Consider the following 21,231-nt stretch of genomic DNA (forward strand, 5'->3'; position numbering starts at 1 on the left):
CGCGCCGGGTCAGATCCGGTTGACGATCAGCTTGAGCGAGCCGGCGAAGGTCGGCTGCTGCCGATAGGACCCGTGCCGCGCATCCCAGCGGCCGGTAGCCAGATCGCTGCCGAGCCGCTGCTCGAAGCGCCGGACGACATCGTCGGCGACAAAGCTCCAGGCCGAGCAGGCGAGCCGCGCGGCCGGATCGAGCAGCATTTCGGGCCGGCCGTAATAGGCCTCATTGAAACCATCGGTGCAGTCGAGCGGAATCGGCACGGGCACGACGTCCGTCGTGCCGCCGAGAGCCGTTGCGATGTCCTTGATCCCCGGATAGCGCACGGCCTCGACCGCGATGACCTCCGGGCAATAGGCGTTGAGCCAGAAGCGATCGAGTTCGTCGGGATCGCAGGTCATGATCGCGATCGGACCGCGCGTCACCCGCCGCATCTCGCGCAGGCCCGCGTTGAGGTTCTTCCACTGATGCACCGAGAAGGTCGACATCGCGGCAGCGAACGTCGCGTCCTCGAAGGGAAGCTTTTCCGCGACCGCATCGATCGCAGCAGGGAGATGCGCCGGCCGCTGCGCCCGCATCGATTGCGACGGCTCGACCGGTGTAACGGTGCGGCCGACCGGCTCGTAGGAGCCGGCGCCTGCGCCGACATTGAGGACCGTGCCGGCCTCGCCGAGTGAAGCGTCGATCATCTCGGCGATGCGCGGATCGGGCCTGCGAAAATTCGCGTAGCCCTGGCCGATCGTGCCGTAATTGGCGTCGCCGGCGCTGCCGTCCTGGTGGCGTGGCGCGTTGTCTTGTAGCGCGTTGTCCTGCATGAGGTCTCCTACAACGTCTTGTGCGACACGTTCTTGACGACGGTGTAGCACCGCAGGCCCTCGGTGCCACCTTCGCGGCCGTAGCCGCTGTCCTTGACCCCGCCGAACGGGGTCTCCGCGACCGAGGCGACGAAATGGTTGATGGAGAGGTTGCCGACCTCAACGCTTTCGGCGAGGCGTTCGGCATTGCCGGCCGACTTCGTGAAGGCGTAGGCGGCAAGACCATAGGGAAGGGCGTTGGCCTTTTCGATCGCCTCGTCCAGCGTCTTCACCGGATTGACCAGTGCAAGCGGCCCGAACGGCTCCTCGTTCATGGCGCGGGCATCGTCGGGCAGGTCGGCGATCACCGTGAGCGGGAAGAAATAGCCGCGATTGCCGATGCGCTGCCCGCCGGCGAGCACGCGCGCGCCCTTGTCCCTGGCATCGCTGACCAGCGTCTCCATCGCGTCGATGCGGCGCGCATTGGCGAGCGGCCCGAGCTGCGTCGAAGGATCGAGGCCGTTGCCGACCTTGAGCTGGCTGGCGCGCTCTGCAAAGGATTGCGCGAACTGCTCGTAGATCTTTTCCTGCACGAAGAAGCGCGTCGGCGAGACGCAGACCTGGCCGGCGTTGCGCGACTTGCCGATCACGGACGCAGCCGCAGTCGCGGCCGGGTCGACGTCGTCGCAGACGATCACCGGTGCATGGCCGCCGAGCTCCATGATCGCGGGCTTCATGTGCCTTCCGGCCATCTCGGCGAGATGCTTGCCGACGGGGATCGAGCCGGTGAAAGTGACGAGGCGGATGCGCCACTGCGGGATCAGGTAGTCGGAGATTTCCGCGGGATTGCCGAACACCAGGTTGAGCACACCGGGGGGCAGGCCCGCATCATGGAACGCGCGCACCAGCTGGAATGCGCCGGCCGGAGTTTCCTCCGAGGCCTTCAGGATGATCGAGCAGCCGGCGGAGAGGGCGCCCGCGACCTTTCGGGCCGGCGAGCTCATCGGGAAGTTCCACGGCTAGAACGCAGCGACCGGGCCGATCGGCTGGCGCAGCACGGTGTGGCGCATGCCGGGCTCACTGGGGATGATGCGGCCGTAGAGCCGCAGGCCTTCGGTCGCATCCCACTCGATGATGTCGGAGCCGCGCAGGATTTCGAGCCTTGCCTGCTCGATCGGCTTGCCCTGTTCGAGCGTCATCGCGGCGGCCATCACATCGACGCGCTCGCGGATGAGGGCGGCGGCCTTCAGGATGATCTGCGCGCGCTTGGCGGGCGCGGTGTTGCGCCAGATCTTGAAGCCTTTCTCGGCGGCGGCGAGCGCGTCGTCGAGGTCGGCTCTGGTCGCGGTCGGGACGGTGCCGAGCACGCTTTCATCGGCGGGATTGATGATCGGCTGGCCGCTTGCGCGCTTCCATTGTCCATCGATGTAGAGTTCGATCAGAGGATATTCCGCCATTGTTCTTTACCTTGCTTGTGCGGTTCTGCTTACAGCGTCCTTGTGCGCGAGCTGGTTCAACCAACTCGTGAAGATGCGATCGGCCTGTCGTGCGACGATCTTCGAATATTCTGCCGTCCTTGCCCGAAGCTCCGGTACCGAAATTCTCGCGGAGGCGAGCTCGACGGCATGGCCGACGTACCATTCCTCGAGCTGCCGCGGATCGGCTTCGAGGTGAAACTGCAGTGCGAGCGCATTGTTTCCGAACTCGAACGCCTGGTTTTCGTAGTTTTCGTTCGAGGCGAGCCTCGCTGCATGATCGGGAAGATCGAAGGTGTCGCCGTGCCAGTGCAGGACCGGTGTGCCCTCCGCCAGCGGCGTCAGGCAGGAGGCGCGGCCGGTGTCCGATAATGTCAGCGATCCCCAGCCGATCTCCTTCACATTACCGGCATGGACGCGGGCCCCGAGCGCCTTCGCCATCAGCTGTGCGCCGAGGCAAATGCCGAGCGTCGGCAGGCCTTGGGCAAGGCGGCGCTCCAGCAGGTCAATTTCCCTTGTGATAAACGGATAGCTGTCGGTCTCATAGACGCCGATCGGGCCGCCGAGCACGATCAGGAGGTCGGCATCCCCGATCGAGGGGTGGCTGAGATCGTCGACCGGCGCTTCGCAGAACGAGACGTTCCAGCCCTCGCGTTCCATGATCGGTGCAAGCAGGCCGAGATCCTCGAAGGCCACATGACGGAGCGCGACGGCAGATCGGCGGCGTTGGAACATCCACAAAACCCTGTTGTGCGGGGTCTTTCGACGGCATCCGCTATATTCGAAGTGATATAACGGATGTCAGGCCTCGTCCAGACGGTTCCGGGCCGGATCCGCCGCAGGCATGCCCTGCATGCGGCATCAGCGTGCGGAGTGCATCTCCAGGAAGGCTTTTACGCCGGAGACCTCGCCCGTATCGGACAGGGTGTAACCGGGCAGGGCGGCGACCGCCGCCTGGAAATCGTGACCGCGGATGATGTCGAGGATACGTCGCATCGGCTCTGTCTCCAGGAAGGCGCGTTTGCAGACGAAGAAATAGTCCTCGGTGAGAACCCGGATGAAATCGAGGCCGAACTGACGTGCGGCGGCCTCGACGCCGAAGGTGACATCGGCCATGCCGCTGGCGACGTAGGCTGCGACCGCCGCATGGGTGAACTCGATCTGCTGCGCGCCGTTGATCCTGCCCTGGTCGATACCTTGCACGGTGAGCAGGCGGTCGAACAGGAGACGCGTGCCGGAATCGTGATCGCGGTTGACGAAGCGCACCTTCGGTCCGGTCAAATCGCGCAGCGAGGCGATCCGCAGCGGATTGCCGCGCGCGACCATCAGCCCCATCTCGCGCGTGACGAAATTGATGACGCGGTCCTCGCGCGGATCGAGCCATTCGCGGGCCGCGTTGATGCCTTGGGCGCGCAGCTCGCCGCGCGGCAGATGCAGGCCGGAGAGATCGCAAGCGCCCTGCGCCAGCGAGACCAGCGAATGCTGGTTGCTGACATAGCGCAGGTCGACGCCGATGCCGGGCTCCCGGTCGAGGAACTCGCGCAGCTTTGCAACTGCAAAGCCGTGGCTCGCATGGACGCGGATCACGGAGGGCCGCTGCTCGAGGAACGGCTTGATCTCGCTCGCCAGCTCCTGCGCCAGGTTTTCAAGCTGCGGCCCGAGCCGCGCCTGCATGCGCTCGCCGGCCCACACCAGCCGCTCGCCGAATGGCGTGAGCTTCGAGCCCTTGCCGCGCTGGGTTTCGACGAGGGGCGTTCCGAAGAACTCCGACCATTGCTCGATCAGATTCCAGACATGCCGGTAGGACAGCTGCGCGTCGCTGGCTGCGCTCGTGATCTTCCCGGTCTTCCGGATCTCGTTGAGCACGCCCAGCATGACGACGGCGGTGCGTGGGCTGCCCTCGTGGCGAAACCGCCAGACGGCCTCGATTTCGATCTGAAGCATCGCTTTCCTTATGAAATAGACTTCATATATTGTGCGTCCAATTGCACTTCATATCATATTTACTCCAGCCAATAGACGCCTAATCTGGTATACCAGAACAGGAGGAAATATGATGTCTGTTGCATATGACTTTGCGCACTCGCCGGCCACCGAGTTCATGGCCCGGCCGCAGCATCTGCTCATCGACGGCCGCCGCGTGACCGCGAGCTCCGGCCGCACCTTCAAATCCCTCAACCCCGCCACCGGGCAGGTCATCGCCACCATCGCCGAGGGCGGCGAGGCCGACGTCGAGATCGCCGTGGCGGCTGCGCGCCGGGCGTTCGAAGGCCCGTGGCGCACCATGCGTGCCTCCGAGCGTGGCCAGATCCTGATGCGCTGGGCCGACCTGCTGAAGCGCAACGCCGACGAGATCATCGAGCTCGAATCGATCGATGCCGGCAAGCCGATCTCGGCGACGATGCGCCAGGACTTCCCGGCCGCCGTCGACACGCTGACCTACTATGCAGGCTGGGCCGACAAGATCAGCGGCGATGTCGTGCCGGTGCGCGACGATGCCCTGACGTACACCATGCGCGAGCCGGTCGGCGTGGTCGCGGCGATCGTTCCCTGGAATTTCCCGCTGATGATCGGCATGTGGAAGTTGGCGCCGGCGCTGGCCTGCGGCTGCACCATCGTGATGAAGCCGGCCGAACTGACCTCGCTGTCGGCACTGCGTATCGCGGAGCTCGCGCTCGAAGCGGGCCTGCCGGCAGGCGTGTTCAACGTCGTCACCGGTCCCGGTCGCGTCGTCGGTGACGCGCTGGTCAATCACGCGGATGTCGACAAGGTCACCTTCACCGGCTCGCCCGGCGTGGGCCGCGGAATCATGAAGGGCGCGGCCAGCAACTTCAAGCGCGTCTCGCTCGAGCTCGGCGGCAAGTCGGCCAACGTGATTTTCGACGATGCCGATCTCGAAGCGGCGTCGAAGGCTGCGGCCTCCGGCATCTTCTTCAATGCCGGCCAGGTCTGCTCGGCCGGCTCCCGCGTGCTGGTGCAGGAGAAGGCGTATGACGAAGTCGTCGAACGCCTCGCCGCGCGCGCGAAGTCGATCAAAATGGGCGATCCGCTCGACCGCAAGACAGCGCTCGGGCCTGTCATCTCCGAGAAGCAGATGAAGTCGATCCTCGATTATGTCGACATCGGCCAGAAAGAAGGCGCGAGGCTCGTCACCGGTGGCGAGAAGGTCGGCGAGCGCGGCTATTTCATCAGCCCCGCGGTGTTCGCCGATGTCGCGCACGAGATGCGGATCTCGCAGGAGGAAATCTTCGGCCCCGTCGTCAGCGTCATCAAGTTCAAGGACGAGGCTGATGCTTTACGGATCGCTAACGGCACGGCCTACAGCCTCGCCGCGGGCGTCTGGAGCCGCGATGTCGGCAAGCTGCAGCGTTTTGCCAAGCGGGCACGCGCCGGCACGGTCTGGATGAATACGTATGGCTACACCGACGTGCGCTTGCCCTGGGGCGGCGAGCGCGACTCCGGCCTCGGCCGCGAGCACGGCACCGCAGCACTCGACAATTTCACCGAGCCCAAGGCTATCTGGATGAATTTGGCCGTCTGATACCTCCCGAGCGGCCAATCCTGGAGCCCGCCTGATCCGCCCGATCAGGCGGGCTCTCTCTTTGAGAGATCGATAAAATTGTCTGCAACCCGCTCAGCGGCGGCAAACCCTGCGGACAAGAAGGCTGTGGTCTTAAACCTCGGCTTTGGAACCGGCGTGCATCCTCACCGCAAAAGGTTGGGGCATTTCGTATGTCAATTTTCAAGGAGATCGTCGCGGCGATTGCGGGAGTCTACGCACTCCTGTTCGTCTGCGACGCATTGTTCGGCGTCGGCGAGACGCGTTTCGACGATTCCTATTACAGCGCCAGCTTCTACGCGCCGAAGCCGAAGGAATTCCGCTTCGCCAGCGATACGCCGCCGGCGACCCGCGTCAGCGAAGCCTTCGCGCAGTTCTCGGCGGCCGAGGCCAAGCCGAACAAGCGCTACTCGTCGCTGACGACGATCATTCGCTAACCGGTGCGGCCGCGGGGTGCCCGCGGCCGGCCTCATAGGGATCGCGCGCTCACATCGGGAAGGCGCGCTGCCCCCGCTGGACTGTGATCCACTTGACCTCGGTCATCTCCTCCATCGAGAAGCGGCCGCCTTCGCGACCGAAGCCGCTGTTCTTGACGCCGCCGAAGGGCGCGTGCGGCTCGTCCGATACGGTGCAGTCGTTGAGATGGACCATTCCTGAATCCAGGCCGAAGGCGAGATCGAGCGCCTTCTGCATGTCGTTGGTGATGACGCCGGCCGACAGGCCGTAGTCCGTGTTGTTGGCGATCTCAAGCGCTTCCTCGGCGCTCTTGATCTTGATGATCGAGGTTACCGGACCAAAGCTCTCCTCGTGGAAGATGCGCATGTCAGGCGTGATGCCGCTCAGCACGGTCGGCCAGTAATACTGATCCTTGTGCGTGGCGCCGCAGAGCAGCTTTGCGCCCTTGGCGACGGCGTCCTCGACGTGACCGTCGATCACGGCGCATTGGGTACCGCGGATCAGCGGGCCGATCACGGTGTCGGGCTCGCGGGGATCGCCGACCTTCAGGCTCTTGGCGACCGCGGTAAAGCGCTCGCAGAAGGCGTCGAAGATCGGCTCCTCGACCAGGATGCGGGAGTTGGCCATGCAGACCTGGCCCTGGTGGAAGAAGATGCCGAAGGCGGCCGCCTTCACCGCATAGTCGACGTCGGCATCTCCGAGCACGATCAGCGGGCTCTTGCCGCCCATTTCCAGCGTGAAACGTTTGAGGGTCTTGGCGGCTTCCACGGCGAGATGCCGGCCGGTCTGGGTCGAGCCGGTGAAGGTGATCATGCGCACGCGCGGGTCGGCGAAGATGGTGGCGCCGATCTCGGAGGCCGGACCGGGGATGACGTTGAGCAGGCCCTTCGGCAATCCGGCTTCGTCGAACACTTCGGCGATCTTCAGGCCCGTGACCGGCGTCAGCTCCGAAGGCTTCAGCACAAAACCATTGCCGGCGGCGAGCGCCATGACGACCTTCTTCATCGCGAGCAGGAAGGGCGCGTTGAACGGCGCGATGCCGGCGATGACGCCGAGCGGTTGCCGCACGGTGAAGCCGAACTGGCCGGGCGCGGTCAGGGGCATCGTTTCGCCGGGCGAGCGCCGCATCTCGGCCGCGGCCGTCCGCAGCAGGTCGAAGCAGTAGCCGACCTCGAAGCCGGATTTGCCGGCGATCGAGCCGGATTCGGCGATCAGGACGTCGGTGATCTCCTGGGCCTTGGCGGCCAGCACGTCGGCCGCCTTGAAGAACACCGCCTCGCGCGCGCTGACGGGCAGGCCGGCCCAGCCCTTGTAGGCGCCGTGCGCCGCCGCAATCGCGCGCTCGGTTTCGGCCTTGCCCGCTTGCTGGACGCGAGCGAACAGTTCTCCGGTGGCGGGGTTCATGCTGTCGGTGGACTCGTTGCGCAGCGATCGGGTCCACTCGCCATCGATGTAGAGATTGTAATGCGGCGTTCCGTTGACGATCTCGAACGATTTGCTCATGCGATCCTCCAGGAGATACCCAAATGGGATGCTCAAAAATTCGGCGGTCGCGATGCTGCATCGCGCAGGCGTTGCCTGTCTTGACAGGAGCGCGGACGGAGTTGGCCGAAACGCAGGTCTGCGTCGACAACGAACCGGGGCTGTGATTTGCTACCACACGTCTTGCACCTCGATCGTCCGGCCGATGCCGGGGAGGGGATGTGGTTGGAGCGGCCGCGATAACTCGAAGCCTCCTCAGCACCCGTTCGGTGCCGGAGTCGGATCGTCTCGCGTTCTGGCATGACGTGGTGTGCCGCACCATTGCTGGTATCGAAGCCAAGGCGCTTGTCGACGGCAGGCCCTACGCTGGATCGATCCGTACCCAGTCCATACCGCTGGCGCATTTGCCAAACTTCGACCTGATTGAGGTCGAGGCCGATCCGCAGCTCGTGACACGGACGAAGGCCCTGATTGATCGGAGCGAATGCACCTGGCTCCTGATGATCCAGGAGGAGGGCGTCTGCGAGATCGTGCAGGGGAATCGGCGGACGATGCTTGAGCCCGGCGACATCGGGCTGCTGGACACATCTCGGCCTTATCAGGTGATGTTTCCGCAAGCTTTCCGGCAAAGCATCTTGCGGATGCCGGAGCCGCTGTTCCGCGATATCGCGCCGCGCGGCAACGACCTTGCCGGCTTCGCGCTTCCGGGCCGCCAGCCTCTGACCGCGATCGCGCGGCAGAACCTGCTCTCGTTCGAACGCTGCGCCGGCATGATCGAACCCGCGTTCCTGCCGGCCGCGGCCAATTGCGCGATCGATCATCTGTCCCTGGCGATGCGCGCGACATTGCGCGGTGACGACGCCTGTCGAACGATCGCGCCGGATCATGTCGTTCGCGCCGATGCCTGGATCGCGCGCAATCTGCATGATGCCGAGTTGTCGGTCGAGGACGTTGCAAGATCGGTCGGGCTGTCGCCGGGCCATTTGCAGCAGCTGTTTCGCTCGGCCATGGGGGTGACGGTGGCCGACGCCATCCGCGACCGCCGGCTTGCGAACTGCCGCAAGGCGCTCGCGGATCCGAGCCTTGCCGATCAGAGCATCACCGATATCGCGTTCCGTTGGGGCTTCTCGGAGTCGAGCAGCTTCAGCCGCGCCTTCCGCCGCGCCTTCGGCATCAGCCCACGGCAGTTTCGAAAAGAGTGTCGCGCCGGCCTCCCGCGCTTGTCGTGATTACGCCGCCCGCGCCGGTGGCCCAGCGGCTTCCAACTCCGCCACTTCCTCGTCAGTGAAGACGCGGCTGCGGGTGAGAAACCGCACGCCCTCCGGCGCCTCGGCCGAAAAGCCCGAGCCGCGGCCGGGCACGACGTCGATGATGAGCTGGGTGTGTTGCCAATATTCGAACTGGGCGGCACCGATATAGAACTCGCAATCGGCGATCTTGCCGAGCAGCACGTCCTGGGGGCCGACGCGGAAATCCCCGACCGGATAGCACATCGGCGCCGAGCCGTCGCAGCAGCCGCCGGACTGGTGGAACATCAGCCCGCCGTGCTGGGCCTTGAGACGTTCGACGATCTCCACCGCCTTTGGCGTGATCTCGACCCGATTGACCATGATCTGTCCTCGTAAAAAAGTGGCGCAGGCATGGAGGGGGCCATGCCTGCGTTAAGTTTTCTGTTTGAACATGATCTTTCCGGAAAAACCGCTCCGCACTTTTCCGGATCATGCTCTGCGGCGAACGATCAGAAGAAGCCGAGGGCCTTGGTCGAGTAGCTGACCAGGACGTTCTTGGTCTGCTGGTAGTGGTCCAGCATCATCTTGTGGGTCTCGCGCCCGATGCCCGACTGCTTGTAACCGCCGAACGCCGCATGCGCGGGGTAGGCGTGGTAGCAATTGGTCCAGACGCGGCCGGCCTGGATGGCGCGGCCGAACCGATAGGCGCGGTTGCCGTTGCGGGTCCATACGCCGGCGCCGAGGCCATAGAGCGTGTCGTTGGCGATCGCGAGCGCGTCCTCCTCGTTCTTGAACTTCGTGACCGACACGACCGGCCCGAAGATCTCCTCCTGGAAGATGCGCATCTTGTTGTTGCCCTCGAAAATCGTCGGCTCGACGTAATAGCCTTCGGCGAGCTCACCCTCCATCTTGGCCCGCTTGCCGCCGGTCAGCACTTTCGCGCCTTCCTGCTTGCCGATGTCGAGATAGGACAGGATCTTCTCGAGCTGGTCGTTCGAGGCTTGCGCGCCGATCATGGTCGAAGCGTCGAGCGGGTGGCCCTGCTTGATCTTCTTGGTCCGCGCGACCGCCTTCTCCATGAACTTGTCGTAGATCGATTCCTGCACCAGCACGCGGCTCGGACAGGTGCAGACCTCGCCCTGGTTGAGCGCGAACATCGCAAAGCCCTCCAGCGCCTTGTCGAGGAAATCGTCGTCGGTCTCGGCGACGTCGGCGAAGAAGATGTTCGGCGACTTGCCGCCGAGCTCCAGCGTCACCGGAATGAGATTGTCGGACGCGTATTGCATGATCATGCGGCCCGTCGTGGTCTCGCCGGTGAAGGCGATCTTGGCGATCCGCTTGTTCTGCGCCAGCGGCTTGCCGGCCTCGATGCCGAACCCGTTGACGACGTTGATGACGCCGGGCGGCAGGATGTCCGCGATCAGCTCCATCACGGCGAGGATGCCGAGCGGGGTCTGTTCGGCGGGCTTCAGCACCACGCAATTGCCGGCGGCAAGGGCAGGGGCGAGCTTCCAGGTCGCCATCAGGATCGGGAAGTTCCAGGGAATGATCTGGCCGACGACGCCGAGCGGCTCGTGATAGTGATAGGCGACGATGTCGTGGTCGATCTCGGAGATACCGCCTTCCTGCGCGCGCACGACGCTGGCGAAATAGCGCCAGTGGTCGACGACCAGCGGCATGTCGGCATGGGTGGTCTCGCGGATCGGCTTGCCGTTGTCGAAAGTCTCGATCAGCGCCAGCAGGTCGAGATTTGACTCAAGCTTGTCGGCGATCTTGTTCAGGATGCGCGAGCGCTCCTGCACCGAGGTCTTGCCCCAGGATTCCTTCGCCTTGTGCGCGGCGTCGAGCGCCAGCTCGATGTCGGCGGCGGTCGAGCGGGGCACCGAGCAGAGCTTCTTGCCGGTGATCGGGCTCGGATTGTCAAAGTACTTGCCTTCCACCGGAGCGACCCATTTGCCGCCGATGAAATTGTCGTAGCGTTCGCGGATGAGGAGCGTTTTCGAAACCTGGTCGAGCGCTTGCTGGAACATGGCATTTCCTCCGTGGATTGATCGGCGTCTTTGCGCCTTGGATCTTGCGGTCTCGCGCGTCGTCGAACAGGCGCTCCGATTGCGGCGGAGCACGCAGCGCAAAACAAGCCGGTCCGGAGCGTTCGCCGCTCCGGCAACGAGGGGAGATGTCAGATCATCCCGGCGAAACCACGCGAAGTCTGCGCCGGACCGAATGGTTCGTCAACGCTATATCCGATCAAATATGGCGTGCTGTCGCGCGGTATGAACGCGCAGCGCGATTTGCTGCGCTGCGCGTTCGGTAATGCGCTACTTCGGCAATGCGATCGGCTTGAGTGTGAACGGGCCGGGATCCTTGCTCTTGTTCTCGCCGATGACGTAGGACAGCTTGCCCTCCGCGACCCATCCGGTATCGCCGACCTGGGTGACCGAAACCGGCTCAGCGAGGCCGTCCTTGATCACCTCGACCTGTGCCGCGTCGCCGCTCACCGTGATCTTGTCGAGCCGGCCGGCGCCCTCGATCAGCAGGAAGCCATTGCCGAATGCGCGCAGCGCATCGGCATGGTCGAGCGTGCTTGATGGCTTCAGCTCGGTGATGGCGCCGGCCTTGCCGTCCTTGACCGCGATCCGGAACAATTTTCCAGGGATGAAGGTCGTCACATAGAGATTGCCGTCGGAACCGACGGCAATGCCGTCGAGGCCGACGCCGTCCTTGGCCGGCGCCAGCGCCGGATCCGTTGCCCAGACCTCGAGCGCAGTCGCGCCGGACTTGAGGCTATAGACGTAAGGCGCGAAGGAGTCGCTGATGTAGGCCGTCCCGTCGCTTCCGATCGCGATGTCGTTGCAGAAGGATTTGTCGTCCTTGAGCGCGAAGCTCCCCTTTGGCGCGCCGGTACGCAGGTCGAACGTCTTGAGGAACGCGCCCTTGCCGCTGCCGGGACTCGGAACGCCCATGCCGGAGAGGTCGTTCGAGCAGACGTAAAGTGTGCCGCTCCTCTCGTCGGCAAGCACTCCGAGGGTGGAGCGGCTGCCGCTGGCGCCGGGCGAGATGAAGGCGTCGACCTTGCCGGTCGGGGTCACCCGCGTCACGCCGCCATGATTGAAGCTGCCGACATAGAGCGCGCCGTCGCTGGTCGATGACACGCTTTCCGGAAAGCTCTTCTCGGGCAGGGTGACTGCCGCGCTTTGTGCCTGGGCAAGGCCTGTGCTGAATACGCTGGATGCGAGGATAGCGGCGGCCGCACCGAGCGTGCGACCGGTCGTGAGCGTTTCTCCCTGCCTGCGCGAACGCAAGGCATTGTCGTATTTTTTCATGATTGCGATTCCTGACGAATAAGAAGGGACTATTCTTCAGAGGCGAGCTTTGTCGGCCGTTTTGTCGCGTGCAGCTGGCGGATCCTTTTGCTCCTCCCCGGTCCGCCTTGCCGCAATCGATATATACCAGTAAATATAGCGAGACGAAGGCCGACGACCGGAAGAGCAGAGGATCCCACGATGTCTCGTCACGTTGTGCCGATGGGCGAAGACAGCCGCAGCGTCGATGCGCCCCGCAGGTGCTTGAGTTGTAACGGGATCATCGCAGGCCTCGCGGATCAGGATCTCGGGATTGGCCTCGACATCAAGCTCGGTCTGGTCTCGGACGAATGCGCGTTGATCTGCAACGCGTGCACCGCAAAATTGATCGAGGCAGGACCTCCGGCCGGAAGGCCCGTCACGCGGCGGAGGTAAGCTCGTGGTCGAAGCGGCTCGATAGGACAAAGGACAAAGCGTGAAGCAAGGACAGGCAACGCCTTCGGAGCGGCGCATGGCGCTGGTCGAGGCGGAGAAACGCGCGGAGACGCTCTTTGACGAGATCGAAGGGCGCAACCTGATCCGGCCGGGCCGGACCGAACGCGAGATCGAGCAGGAGATTTATCAAATCGCCCTGGACCGGTTCGGCGTCGAGAAGCATTGGCACAAGCGCATCGTGAGGGCCGGAGAGAACACCTTGACCCTGGCCGCGGACAATCCGCCGGTCCGGGAGATCGACGCCGACGACATCGTCTATGTCGACCTGGGCCCGGTGTTCGAGGATTGGGAAGCGGACCTCGGACGTACGTATGTGTTGGGCAATCATCCCGGCGGGCCGCTGGTCGCCGCGCTCCCGGTCGTGTTCGACCGGATCCAGGCCCACTATCACGCCTCCCCGGATATGACGGGCGAGGGTCTCTACGCGTTTGCGCAGAAGGCGGCCGAGGAGGCGGGATGGCGGTTTGGCGGTGTCATCGCCGGCCATCTCGTCAGTGAGTTCGCGCATGCGCACATCCCCGGCGACAAGAACCTCAATCGTATCATGCCCGGAAATGACAAGCGGATGCGCGATCCTGATGAGCTCGGTAGGGAGCGGCACTGGATTCTGGAGGTCCATCTGGTCGAGCCGAACGGCTCCTATGGTGGATTTTACGAGCGGCTGCTCTAGAACGGTGGCGCGCCGGTCAGTCCAAGAAGAAGGTCAATCCATGCGAGCCTCACGCTCCGTCGTCTCTGCGTTCCTCCTCGCGATCAGTGTCTCCTCGGCCAGCGCCGAGCCAGCTCGCGTTTATGCGGCCGGCAGCCTGGTTGCTCCGCTGAAGCAGGCGATCAAGGCGGCCGGCCTCGACGCCTCGCAAATCGCCGATCCCGTCTTCGGCCCGTCGGGCGGCCTGCGCGAGCGGATCGAGAAGGGGGAGGCCGCCGATCTTTTTCTGTCGGCCGATACGGCGCATCCGCGCACGCTGGCAGCCGAGCGGCCTCAGGCATTGATGATCCCGTTTGCGCGCAACAATCTCTGCCTGTTCGGCCGCGAGGCGGTGGGGCTGACCGAGGCCAATGCACTCGAGACGATGCTGGACCCCAAGATGCGTCTGGCAACGTCGACGCCGATCGTCGATCCCGGTGGAGACTATGCCTTTGCGGTGTTCAAGCGGGCGGAGACAGTCCGTGCCGGCGCTGAGGCTGTGCTCAGCCAGAAGGCCCTGAAGCTGATCGGAGGCCCGGGCGCCATGAAGCCGCTCGAGGGGCACTCGCCGGCCGCCAGCATCTTCCTTGCCGACAAGGCCGATCTCCTGCTGGTCTATTGCAGCGGTCAGCAGCAGACGTTGCGCGAGGTTCCCGGCTTGAAGGTGTCGCGGCTGCCGCCGGAGATCGATGTTGTCGCGACCTATGGACTGGTGCTGCTTACGGACAATCCGGCCGCTGCGCGGCTTGCGCTGTTCCTGCTGTCGGACAAGGGGCAGGGCATTGTTGCCGAAAACGGTCTTGTGAAGATCGCTCCTTCCGAGCGGTGATAAGAGCAGACTCATGATCCTCTATCTGCTGGCCTATCTCGGTGGCGTCCTGACCATCGTGAGCCCCTGCATCCTCCCGGTCATCCCCTTCGTGCTGGCGCGCGCCGATCGTCCGTTCCTGCGGAACGGCCTGCCGATGCTGATCGGCATGTCGCTCGCGTTTGCCGTCGTCGCGACGTTGGCGTCGGTCGCGGGAGGCTGGGTCGTCTCCGCCAACCAATATGGACGTGGCGCCGCGCTGGTCCTGCTCGCCTTGTTCGGCCTGACATTGGTGTTTCCGGAACTGGCCGACCGCCTGATGCGACCGCTGGTGGCCGTTGGTGCGCGGATGTCGCAATCGGCGAGTGAGCCGGGCGAGGACAGCCTCGTCGCGCCGTTCTTGCTCGGAATTGCCACCGGCTTTCTCTGGGCGCCTTGTGCGGGTCCGGTGCTGGGCCTGATCCTGACCGGCGCCGCGCTTCAGGGCGCCAACGCCGGAACCGCGCTGTTGCTTCTGGTCTATGCGGCGGGCGCCGCAACCTCGCTGGCGCTGGCTTTGCTGGTCGGCGGTCGCGTCTTCGCCGCGATGAAGCGCTCGATCGGCGCCGGCGAATGGATCAGGCGGGGCGTCGGCGTGGCCGTGCTCGCGGCTGTCATCGCCATCTCGCTCGGCCTCGACACCGGCTTCCTCACCAACCTCTCGGTCGGCAGCACGACGTCGCTGGAGCAGGCGCTACTCGACAGATTGCATCCGAACGCGAAGACCGCGATGACTGATACGTCGATGCAGGCGAAGCCGGGCGGCGAGAACGCGTCGGATATGCTCATGGTCGAGGATCTCGATCCCAAGCTCGCCGGTGCGCAGGAGTGGCTGAACTCGCCGCCGCTGACCTTCGAGGCGCTGAAAGGCAAGGTCGTCCTCGTCGACTTCTGGACCTATTCCTGCATCAACTGCCTGCGCTCGATCCCCTATGTCCGCGCCTGGGCGGAGAAATATCGCGACCGCGGCCTCGTGGTGATCGGCGTGCACGCGCCCGAATTCGCCTTCGAGCGCAATGTCGCCAACGTCAAGAATGCGGTGTCGACGTTGAAGATCGGCTATCCCGTCGCGATCGACAATGACTACAAGATCTGGCGCTCGTTCGAGAACCAGTACTGGCCGGCGCATTACTTCATCGATGCCAACGGCAAGGTCCGTCACCATCATTATGGTGAAGGCGAATACGCGGAGTCCGAGCGCGTCATCCAGACGCTGCTTGCGGAAGCCGGCAACAAGAACGTCCCGTCCGACATCGTCGCGGTCAAGGCATCGGGCGCGGAGGCGGCGGCCTCTGATGGCGCCGATGTCAAATCGCCCGAGACCTATGTCGGCTATGATCGCAGCGAGAATTTCGTCTCACCCGGCGGTGTGGCGAAGGACGAGAGCCACGTCTATGCTGCGGGCGAGCCGCAGCTCAACGACTGGTCGCTCACCGGCCATTGGACGGTCGGCCCCGAGCGGGCGCAGTTGAACGCGGCCGATGGCAGCATCGTCTATCGCTTCCATGCGCGCGACCTGCACCTGGTGCTCGGTCCCGCCACCGAAGGCGCCAGCATCCGCTTCCGCATCACCATCGATGGCAAGCCACCCGGCGCCGCGCATGGCATGGACGCGGATACCGAGGGCAATGGCGTGGTGACGACGCAGCGGCTCTATCAGCTCGTCCGCACGCCGGACACGGTCGCCGACCACACCTTCGAAATCCGCTTCCTCGATCCCGGCGTCCAGGCCTACGCCTTTACGTTCGGCTGAGCGAGTGGTCGCCGGGATGCTGTCCCGCGCGTTGCGGGATCAGCAGCAGGCAGACCACCATGAACACCGCGATCACGGCCGAGGCCAGTGGCCGGCTCAGGGCAAGTCCGCCGTGATCGAGCGGCTTGTCGAGGAAGTCGCCGACGGTCGCCCCCAGCGGTCGCGTCAGGATGAACGCGGCCCAGAACAGCGTGACGCGTGAGACGCGAGTCCAGAAGTAAAGTGCTGCGATGACGGCCAGGCCGCTCGCGAAGATCAGTGCGCCGCCGCGATAGCCCATGTCGCCGGTGTCGGCGATCCAGTCGCCGAGCGCGGTGCCGAGCGTCTGCGAGAAGGTGATGGCGCCCCAATAGAAGGCCTCGACCCGTGGTGTGCTGACGCTGTTGACCGAGATCGTTCCTTCGGTGCGATACCAGAGGCCGAGCACCAGCACGAGGCAGGCGAGAAGGAGCGTGGAGCCGCCGGTATAGCCGATGCCGAGCGAGCGGTCGGCGAAATCGGCCATCGTGGTGCCAAAGGTGGTCGAGGCCACGATGGTCGCCCAATACAGCGCCGGATTGAATTTGCGTGCACGGATTTGTGCGGCGACCAGGACGATCATCGCCGCCAGGAACAGGCCTGTGCCGGCGAGGTAGCCCCAGTTCAGCGTCATCGTGACGGTGTCGCCGCCAGTCTCGCCCAGCGTCGTGGCGGCGATCTTGATGATCCAGAAGCCGAGCGTGACCTCGGGGACCTTGCTTTCGCTGAGGAGGCTGCTCTTTGCGTAATCTTGCATGGTATTTCCTCGTTGTCGCCTCACGCCTTGGCGACGCTATCCATGATCGCGAGCAGATCGGTGATCGCCTGCTTGCATTTTGCGGCATCCGGCGTGCCCGCGCGCAACGCCTCCAGCGCGCGATCGATTGCCTTGTCGACCGTGTGCCAGTCGGCCGCCGCGCGCGGCTTCAATCCGGCTTCGGCCTCGTCCCATCTGGTCTCGAGGTCCTTGATCCTTGTCTTGGCACCGGGCAGGTCGCCCTTGTCGACCAGGGCTGCAACATCGACGACGATGCTGCGGAATGGGGTGAGGTCGCCGAGCTTTGCGGTCGCGGCCTCCGCGAGCGGGACGAAGGTGAAGTGCTGGCTCGCATTCATGTTTGGTTCGCCGGAGAAGGTCGTCACGAGGCAAACGGCAAGCACGGGGATGAGTTTCATCGGTCTCTCCTGGTGTCGCTCCTGCGTCGTGCAGGACGCGTTGAAAGCTGTGATTGGGTTACTGCGCCGGGCCGGCCCGGCGCGCGCCTTCGCCCTCGAACGTCACCCAGGCAACGAGGCCGACGATCACGGTGAGGAAGACGATGCTGGTTTGGATCGTGCCGAGGCCCATGCCGCCATACTCGTGCGACTGCGACAGCAGATCGCCGAGCGATGCGCCGAGCGGACGGGTGAGGATGTAGGCGAGCCAGAACGTGAGGACGGGATTGCCGCCGATAGCGTAAGCCAATGCGACCGCGACGATCAGCGCGCCGAAGGCGACGACGCCGAGCTGGAAACCAAGGCCGAGTGCTTCGGTCGCGAGATCGCCGGCGGCAGTGCCGAGTGCGAAGGTGAAGAGAATCGCAAGCCAGTAGAATAACTCGCGCCGTGTCGAGACGATGCTGTGGATCGACAGCGTGCGCTCGATGCCGTACCAGACCGCAAATGTTGCGGCGAGCGCGGCGGCGAACGCGGCGGTGCTGACATAGAGGCTGATCTCGAGCTTGTCGGTCAGGAGATCGGTGAGCTGGGTGCCGACGATGCTGACGAGGACGACGGTGAGCCAGTAGATCCACGGCACGTAGGCGCGGCGATTGAGTTGCGCGAGGAGTGCGGCAACCAGCAGGCCCGTCATGCAGATCGCGGTCACGCTCGCGCCGAGGCCGACATGCACCGCAAGATAGTCGGCGCCGGTCTCGCCGACCGTGGTCGAGAGGATCTTGATGATCCAGAAGATCGCGGTGACCTCCGGAACCTTGTTCAGCATCTGCCTTGCGCCAAAGCCTGAATATTGCGACACGCCCAAATCTCCCGAAGCCGAAGCGATGCCCGACCGTCGCGCAGGCGACTTAGGCCCGGCTTAGGGGTGGGAATTTTTCGAGCAGGGTGATCTTCGCCGCAATTTGGGCCCGCTGAAGCGTCCTAACTCTGCCCTAAGTCGGAATGGGCATGATTTTGACGGCCGGATGGCCTGGCGATTTTGAGGATCGAATCTTGCGGGTTTTGCTGATCGAGGACGACAGGATGGTCGGAGCTGCCGTCGAACAGGCGCTGAGAGACGCCGCCTACGCCGTCGACTGGGTCAGGGATGGCGAGACCGCGTTGCTCGCCGCGGCAAGCGAGTCCTACGAGGTGCTGCTGCTCGATCTCGGTCTGCCGAATGCCGATGGTCGCGATATCTTGCGGCGACTGCGTGCGGATGGCCGCAAGCTTCCCGTCATCATCGTGACGGCGCGCGATGCACTCGACGACAGGATCGAGGGGCTCGATCTCGGCGCGGACGATTACCTGGTCAAGCCGTTCGAGATCCGCGAGCTGCTGGCGCGGATGCGCGCGGTGACGCGCCGCGAAGGCAGTGGTGCGCCTGCAGTGCTTGGCAACGGCAAGCTCAGTCTCGATCCCGCGACCCGCGAGGCTTCGCTGTACGGCCAGACGTCCGTTCTGACCGCGCGCGAGTTCGCTCTGCTCCAGGCCTTGTTGGCGCGGCCCGGTACGATCCTGTCGCGGAGCGAGCTCGAGCGGCAGCTCTACGGCTGGAACGAGGAAGTCGAAAGCAATGCGGTCGAATTTCTGATCCACACCATCCGCAAGAAGCTCGGCACGGAGGCGATCCGTAACGTGCGCGGCATGGGATGGATGGTGGATCGCGCGCCATGATCAAGTCCTTGCGCGGCCGGCTGTTCATCAGCTTGACGGCGATTGTCCTGCTGACCGGTCTGGTCGGCGGCGTATTTGCACACCGGTGGGCATTCGACGAAGCCATCGAGACGCAGGACTCCGTCCTGATCCAGATCGCGGGTCTGGTTCAAGGCGGCGGTCTCACGGGAACTCAGGACCTCCATGGGGTCGATAAGGACTCCGAAGTCTGGTTGATGGAGTTGGGCAAGACGCCGCAAGGCACGCAAGAGGAGCGTCAGTTGTGGCGGCTTCAGGACGGGATGCGCGACGCGACGCGAAAGGGAAAGCCGGTCCGCGTGGTGCTGCGGACGCGGTCCGACGGCAGCCGCTTTGCAGTGGCGCAGAGCACGGGCGTTCGTGATGAGATCGCGGGCGACATGGCGTTCCGTACCGTACTGCCGATTGCGGCGCTCATCCCCTGCCTGATGCTGGTGATCGCCTTCGTCATCGCGCGATCGTTGCGCCCGATGGTGCGTCTGGCAGGCGATCTCGATGCCAGGCGCGCCGATGACATGACCGCGCTCCCGCTTCACGACCTCCCGAGCGAACTCAACCCGTTCGTATCCTCGATCAACGGCTTGTTGCGCCGCGTGCACGACATGATGGAGCAGCAGCGCAGGTTCATCGCCGATGCTGCGCACGAGCTGCGGACACCGCTGACGGCACTGAGCCTGCAGGCGGAGAATCTCGATCAGGTCGAACTGCCGCCTGCGGCGCGCGAACGGCTTGCGGCGCTCCGGCAGGGCATGCGCCGCAGCAAGCATCTCCTGGAGCAATTGCTGGCGCTGGCACGGCACGATGCAACGCCTTCCGATCGCGCCCAAAGCGAGGTCGTGGAGCTCGATCGCATCGCGAGAGGCGTGATTGCCGATCTGTTGCGGGACGCGATCAGCCGTGGCGTCGATCTCGGCTTCGCACGAGCCGAGCCTGTACCGGTGCGGGGCGAGCCCGTCATGCTCACCGCCATGATCCGAAATCTCATCGACAACGCGCTCCGGTTCGCGCCGGAAGGTGGCAGGATCGATGTGGCGATCTACCAGGACGGTGCGACGGGTGTGCTTCAAATCGAGGACACCGGGCCCGGCGTTTCAGCCGACGAGATCGATCGGATCTTCGAGCCGTTTTTCCGGGGGCAGCGTCCGGAGGGTGAGGGCGCGGGCCTGGGCCTCGCGATCGTGAAACGGATCGTCGATCGGCTCGGTGGGTCGATTGAAGCCGTGAACATGACGGAGGCCGGGCGAACCGGATTGCGTGTCGTCGTCAAATTGCCGGCGGCAACCGTCTGACCCTCACTCGCCCTGGATCCATTCCGCCACGCCGCGCCACAGCGTGTCGCGGTGCTCGGGGCGGAAGAAGCCGAAATGGCCGATCGCCTTAGCGCCGACGTCGGACGGCTTCACCGTCAGCACCTCCGGCTTGATTGCCGTGAAGCCGGACGCGAGCAGCTCTACCGCCGGCCGCGTTGCCCAGGGATCGTCGGAGAAGCAGAGCGCGCGCAGCTCGCCCTTGAACTTTGCAAAATTCTCCAGCGCCGGCAGCTTGGAATCGAACAGGTAGCGCGGGCTTGAGACCCAATCGGCCCATTGCAGGAAGACGCCCTTGGGCAAATCCTCGCCGATGCCGACCCAGCCCGGCGCATAGCCGAGCGCGTGGACCAGCGGCACGCCGACGCAATTCATGAAGGCGAAGACGCGGTATTTCTCCGGCGACGTCATCAGCCGCCAGGTCGCGGCCTGCGAGGCCACGAACGCGGCGCGCGAAATCTCGCTGTTGTTGTCGATCAGCCCGAGCGCCTGGCCGCCGAAGGAGTGACCGACATAGGCAAGCGGCAGGCCATGATAGCGCTCGCGCATCCAGCGCACCGCGGCGGTGACGTCCTGCGCGGCCCAGTCGGACATCGAGGCCTTGAAGCCGACCAGCGATTTCGGCTGGTTGTAGCCGACCATCGCCGGCTGCCGGGAGTCGCCGATGCCGCGATAGTCGTAAGTGAGCACCGCGCAGCCGCGATGGGCGAGATAGGAGGCAAAGCCGCGATAGATCCTTCGCGGGACGGCGGTCGCCGAGTTGATCAGGACGGCATGCCGCTTGGCGCCACGCGGCAGGAACAGGGTGCCGGTCAGCGCATACCCGTCGGTCGCCGGGAAGCTGATCTCGTCGATGAAAACGTCGTCCAGTGGCGCGTCCATGGGTGGAAGCTGTCTTGCCGGTTTCCTCTGCCACCCCCAGCAAATGCGAATTCAGCT

General features: G+C 64.6%; 19 protein-coding genes and 1 pseudogene. 8 read left to right on the plus strand and 12 right to left on the minus strand.

What is annotated here, in order from left to right; genetic code table 11:
- Positions 1 to 9: 9 nt before the first annotated feature.
- The 4 genes and pseudogenes from NLM32_RS20325 to NLM32_RS20340 all read right to left on the minus strand — a co-directional run bounded on the left by NLM32_RS20325 (position 10) and on the right by NLM32_RS20340 (position 4,208).
- Positions 10 to 810 (minus strand): class I SAM-dependent methyltransferase, encoded by an 801-nt coding sequence (locus NLM32_RS20325; protein WP_254130681.1) that lies wholly within the window; start codon positions 808 to 810, stop codon positions 10 to 12.
- A gap of 8 nt (positions 811 to 818) precedes the next feature.
- Positions 819 to 2,246: pseudogene (locus NLM32_RS20330) on the minus strand (NAD-dependent succinate-semialdehyde dehydrogenase).
- Positions 2,247 to 2,252: 6 nt separating this feature from the next.
- Positions 2,253 to 2,999 carry a glutamine amidotransferase gene (locus tag NLM32_RS20335; RefSeq protein WP_254130682.1) on the minus strand — a complete coding sequence of 249 codons (747 nt, stop codon included), beginning with the start codon at positions 2,997 to 2,999 and terminating at the stop codon, positions 2,253 to 2,255.
- Positions 3,000 to 3,125: 126 nt separating this feature from the next.
- Positions 3,126 to 4,208: a substrate-binding domain-containing protein gene (locus NLM32_RS20340; protein ID WP_254130683.1), complete on the minus strand. Its 1,083-nt coding sequence runs from the start codon at positions 4,206 to 4,208 to the stop codon at positions 3,126 to 3,128.
- Positions 4,209 to 4,320: 112 nt separating this feature from the next.
- On the opposite strand from NLM32_RS20340, the gene NLM32_RS20345 reads away from it, so the two are divergent.
- Both NLM32_RS20345 and NLM32_RS20350 read left to right on the plus strand, forming a co-directional pair.
- A complete protein-coding gene (locus tag NLM32_RS20345) occupies positions 4,321 to 5,805 on the plus strand; it encodes an aldehyde dehydrogenase family protein (protein WP_254135371.1) in 1,485 nt (494 codons plus the stop codon).
- Positions 5,806 to 5,996: 191 nt separating this feature from the next.
- Positions 5,997 to 6,260, plus strand: a complete 264-nt coding sequence (locus tag NLM32_RS20350) for a hypothetical protein (RefSeq protein WP_254130684.1) — start codon at positions 5,997 to 5,999, stop codon at positions 6,258 to 6,260.
- 49 nt (positions 6,261 to 6,309) lie between these two features.
- On the opposite strand, the gene NLM32_RS20355 is transcribed toward NLM32_RS20350, so the two are convergent.
- Entirely contained in the window at positions 6,310 to 7,782 is a 1,473-nt protein-coding gene (locus tag NLM32_RS20355; protein WP_254130685.1) for an aldehyde dehydrogenase family protein, read from the minus strand.
- Positions 7,783 to 8,030: 248 nt separating this feature from the next.
- On the opposite strand from NLM32_RS20355, the gene NLM32_RS46125 reads away from it, so the two are divergent.
- Positions 8,031 to 8,990: a helix-turn-helix domain-containing protein gene (locus NLM32_RS46125; protein WP_254130686.1), complete on the plus strand. Its 960-nt coding sequence runs from the start codon at positions 8,031 to 8,033 to the stop codon at positions 8,988 to 8,990.
- On the opposite strand, the gene NLM32_RS20365 is transcribed toward NLM32_RS46125, so the two are convergent.
- From NLM32_RS20365 to NLM32_RS20375, 3 genes are all read right to left on the minus strand, one after another.
- Positions 8,991 to 9,371 carry a DUF779 domain-containing protein gene (locus NLM32_RS20365; protein ID WP_254130687.1) on the minus strand — a complete coding sequence of 127 codons (381 nt, stop codon included), beginning with the start codon at positions 9,369 to 9,371 and terminating at the stop codon, positions 8,991 to 8,993. It lies immediately after the preceding gene.
- Positions 9,372 to 9,499: 128 nt separating this feature from the next.
- A complete protein-coding gene (adh, locus tag NLM32_RS20370) occupies positions 9,500 to 11,020 on the minus strand; it encodes an aldehyde dehydrogenase (RefSeq protein WP_254130688.1) in 1,521 nt (506 codons plus the stop codon).
- Between the two features lie 288 nt (positions 11,021 to 11,308).
- Positions 11,309 to 12,313, minus strand: a complete 1,005-nt coding sequence (locus NLM32_RS20375; RefSeq protein WP_254130689.1) for a hypothetical protein — start codon at positions 12,311 to 12,313, stop codon at positions 11,309 to 11,311.
- A 490-nt stretch (positions 12,314 to 12,803) separates the two neighbouring features.
- Here NLM32_RS20375 and NLM32_RS20380 point away from each other — a divergent pair, with 490 nt between their 5' ends.
- The 3 genes from NLM32_RS20380 to NLM32_RS20390 are packed head-to-tail and all read left to right on the plus strand — an operon-like array spanning position 12,804 to position 16,075.
- Complete coding sequence (locus tag NLM32_RS20380) at positions 12,804 to 13,457, plus strand: M24 family metallopeptidase (protein ID WP_254130690.1); 654 nt, start codon at positions 12,804 to 12,806, stop codon at positions 13,455 to 13,457.
- Positions 13,458 to 13,497: 40 nt separating this feature from the next.
- Complete coding sequence (locus NLM32_RS20385; protein ID WP_254130691.1) at positions 13,498 to 14,304, plus strand: substrate-binding domain-containing protein; 807 nt, start codon at positions 13,498 to 13,500, stop codon at positions 14,302 to 14,304.
- Between the two features lie 13 nt (positions 14,305 to 14,317).
- Entirely contained in the window at positions 14,318 to 16,075 is a 1,758-nt protein-coding gene (locus NLM32_RS20390) for a cytochrome c biogenesis protein DipZ (protein WP_254130692.1), read from the plus strand.
- Here the strand turns inward: NLM32_RS20390 and NLM32_RS20395 are convergent.
- From NLM32_RS20395 to NLM32_RS20405, 3 genes are all read right to left on the minus strand, one after another.
- Positions 16,062 to 16,850 (minus strand): hypothetical protein, encoded by a 789-nt coding sequence (locus tag NLM32_RS20395; RefSeq protein WP_254130693.1) that lies wholly within the window; start codon positions 16,848 to 16,850, stop codon positions 16,062 to 16,064. The two genes, NLM32_RS20390 and NLM32_RS20395, sit on opposite strands and share 14 nt — an antisense overlap.
- 20 nt (positions 16,851 to 16,870) lie before the next feature.
- Positions 16,871 to 17,209, minus strand: a complete 339-nt coding sequence (locus tag NLM32_RS20400; protein ID WP_254135372.1) for a hypothetical protein — start codon at positions 17,207 to 17,209, stop codon at positions 16,871 to 16,873.
- Between the two features lie 118 nt (positions 17,210 to 17,327).
- Entirely contained in the window at positions 17,328 to 18,077 is a 750-nt protein-coding gene (locus tag NLM32_RS20405) for a hypothetical protein (protein ID WP_254135373.1), read from the minus strand.
- 227 nt (positions 18,078 to 18,304) lie between these two features.
- Here NLM32_RS20405 and NLM32_RS20410 point away from each other — a divergent pair, with 227 nt between their 5' ends.
- Both NLM32_RS20410 and NLM32_RS20415 read left to right on the plus strand, forming a co-directional pair.
- Positions 18,305 to 18,967 (plus strand): response regulator transcription factor, encoded by a 663-nt coding sequence (locus NLM32_RS20410; protein ID WP_254130694.1) that lies wholly within the window; start codon positions 18,305 to 18,307, stop codon positions 18,965 to 18,967.
- Complete coding sequence (locus tag NLM32_RS20415; protein WP_254130695.1) at positions 18,964 to 20,274, plus strand: ATP-binding protein; 1,311 nt, start codon at positions 18,964 to 18,966, stop codon at positions 20,272 to 20,274. Before NLM32_RS20410 ends, NLM32_RS20415 begins: the two co-directional genes overlap by 4 nt.
- A 3-nt stretch (positions 20,275 to 20,277) precedes the next feature.
- Here NLM32_RS20415 and NLM32_RS20420 read toward each other — a convergent pair whose 3' ends face one another.
- Positions 20,278 to 21,174, minus strand: a complete 897-nt coding sequence (locus NLM32_RS20420; RefSeq protein ID WP_254130696.1) for an alpha/beta fold hydrolase — start codon at positions 21,172 to 21,174, stop codon at positions 20,278 to 20,280.
- Between the last annotated feature and the right edge of the window lie 57 nt (positions 21,175 to 21,231).

This window comes from Bradyrhizobium sp. CCGUVB14, assembly GCF_024199935.1.
GTDB lineage: Bacteria > Pseudomonadota > Alphaproteobacteria > Rhizobiales > Xanthobacteraceae > Bradyrhizobium.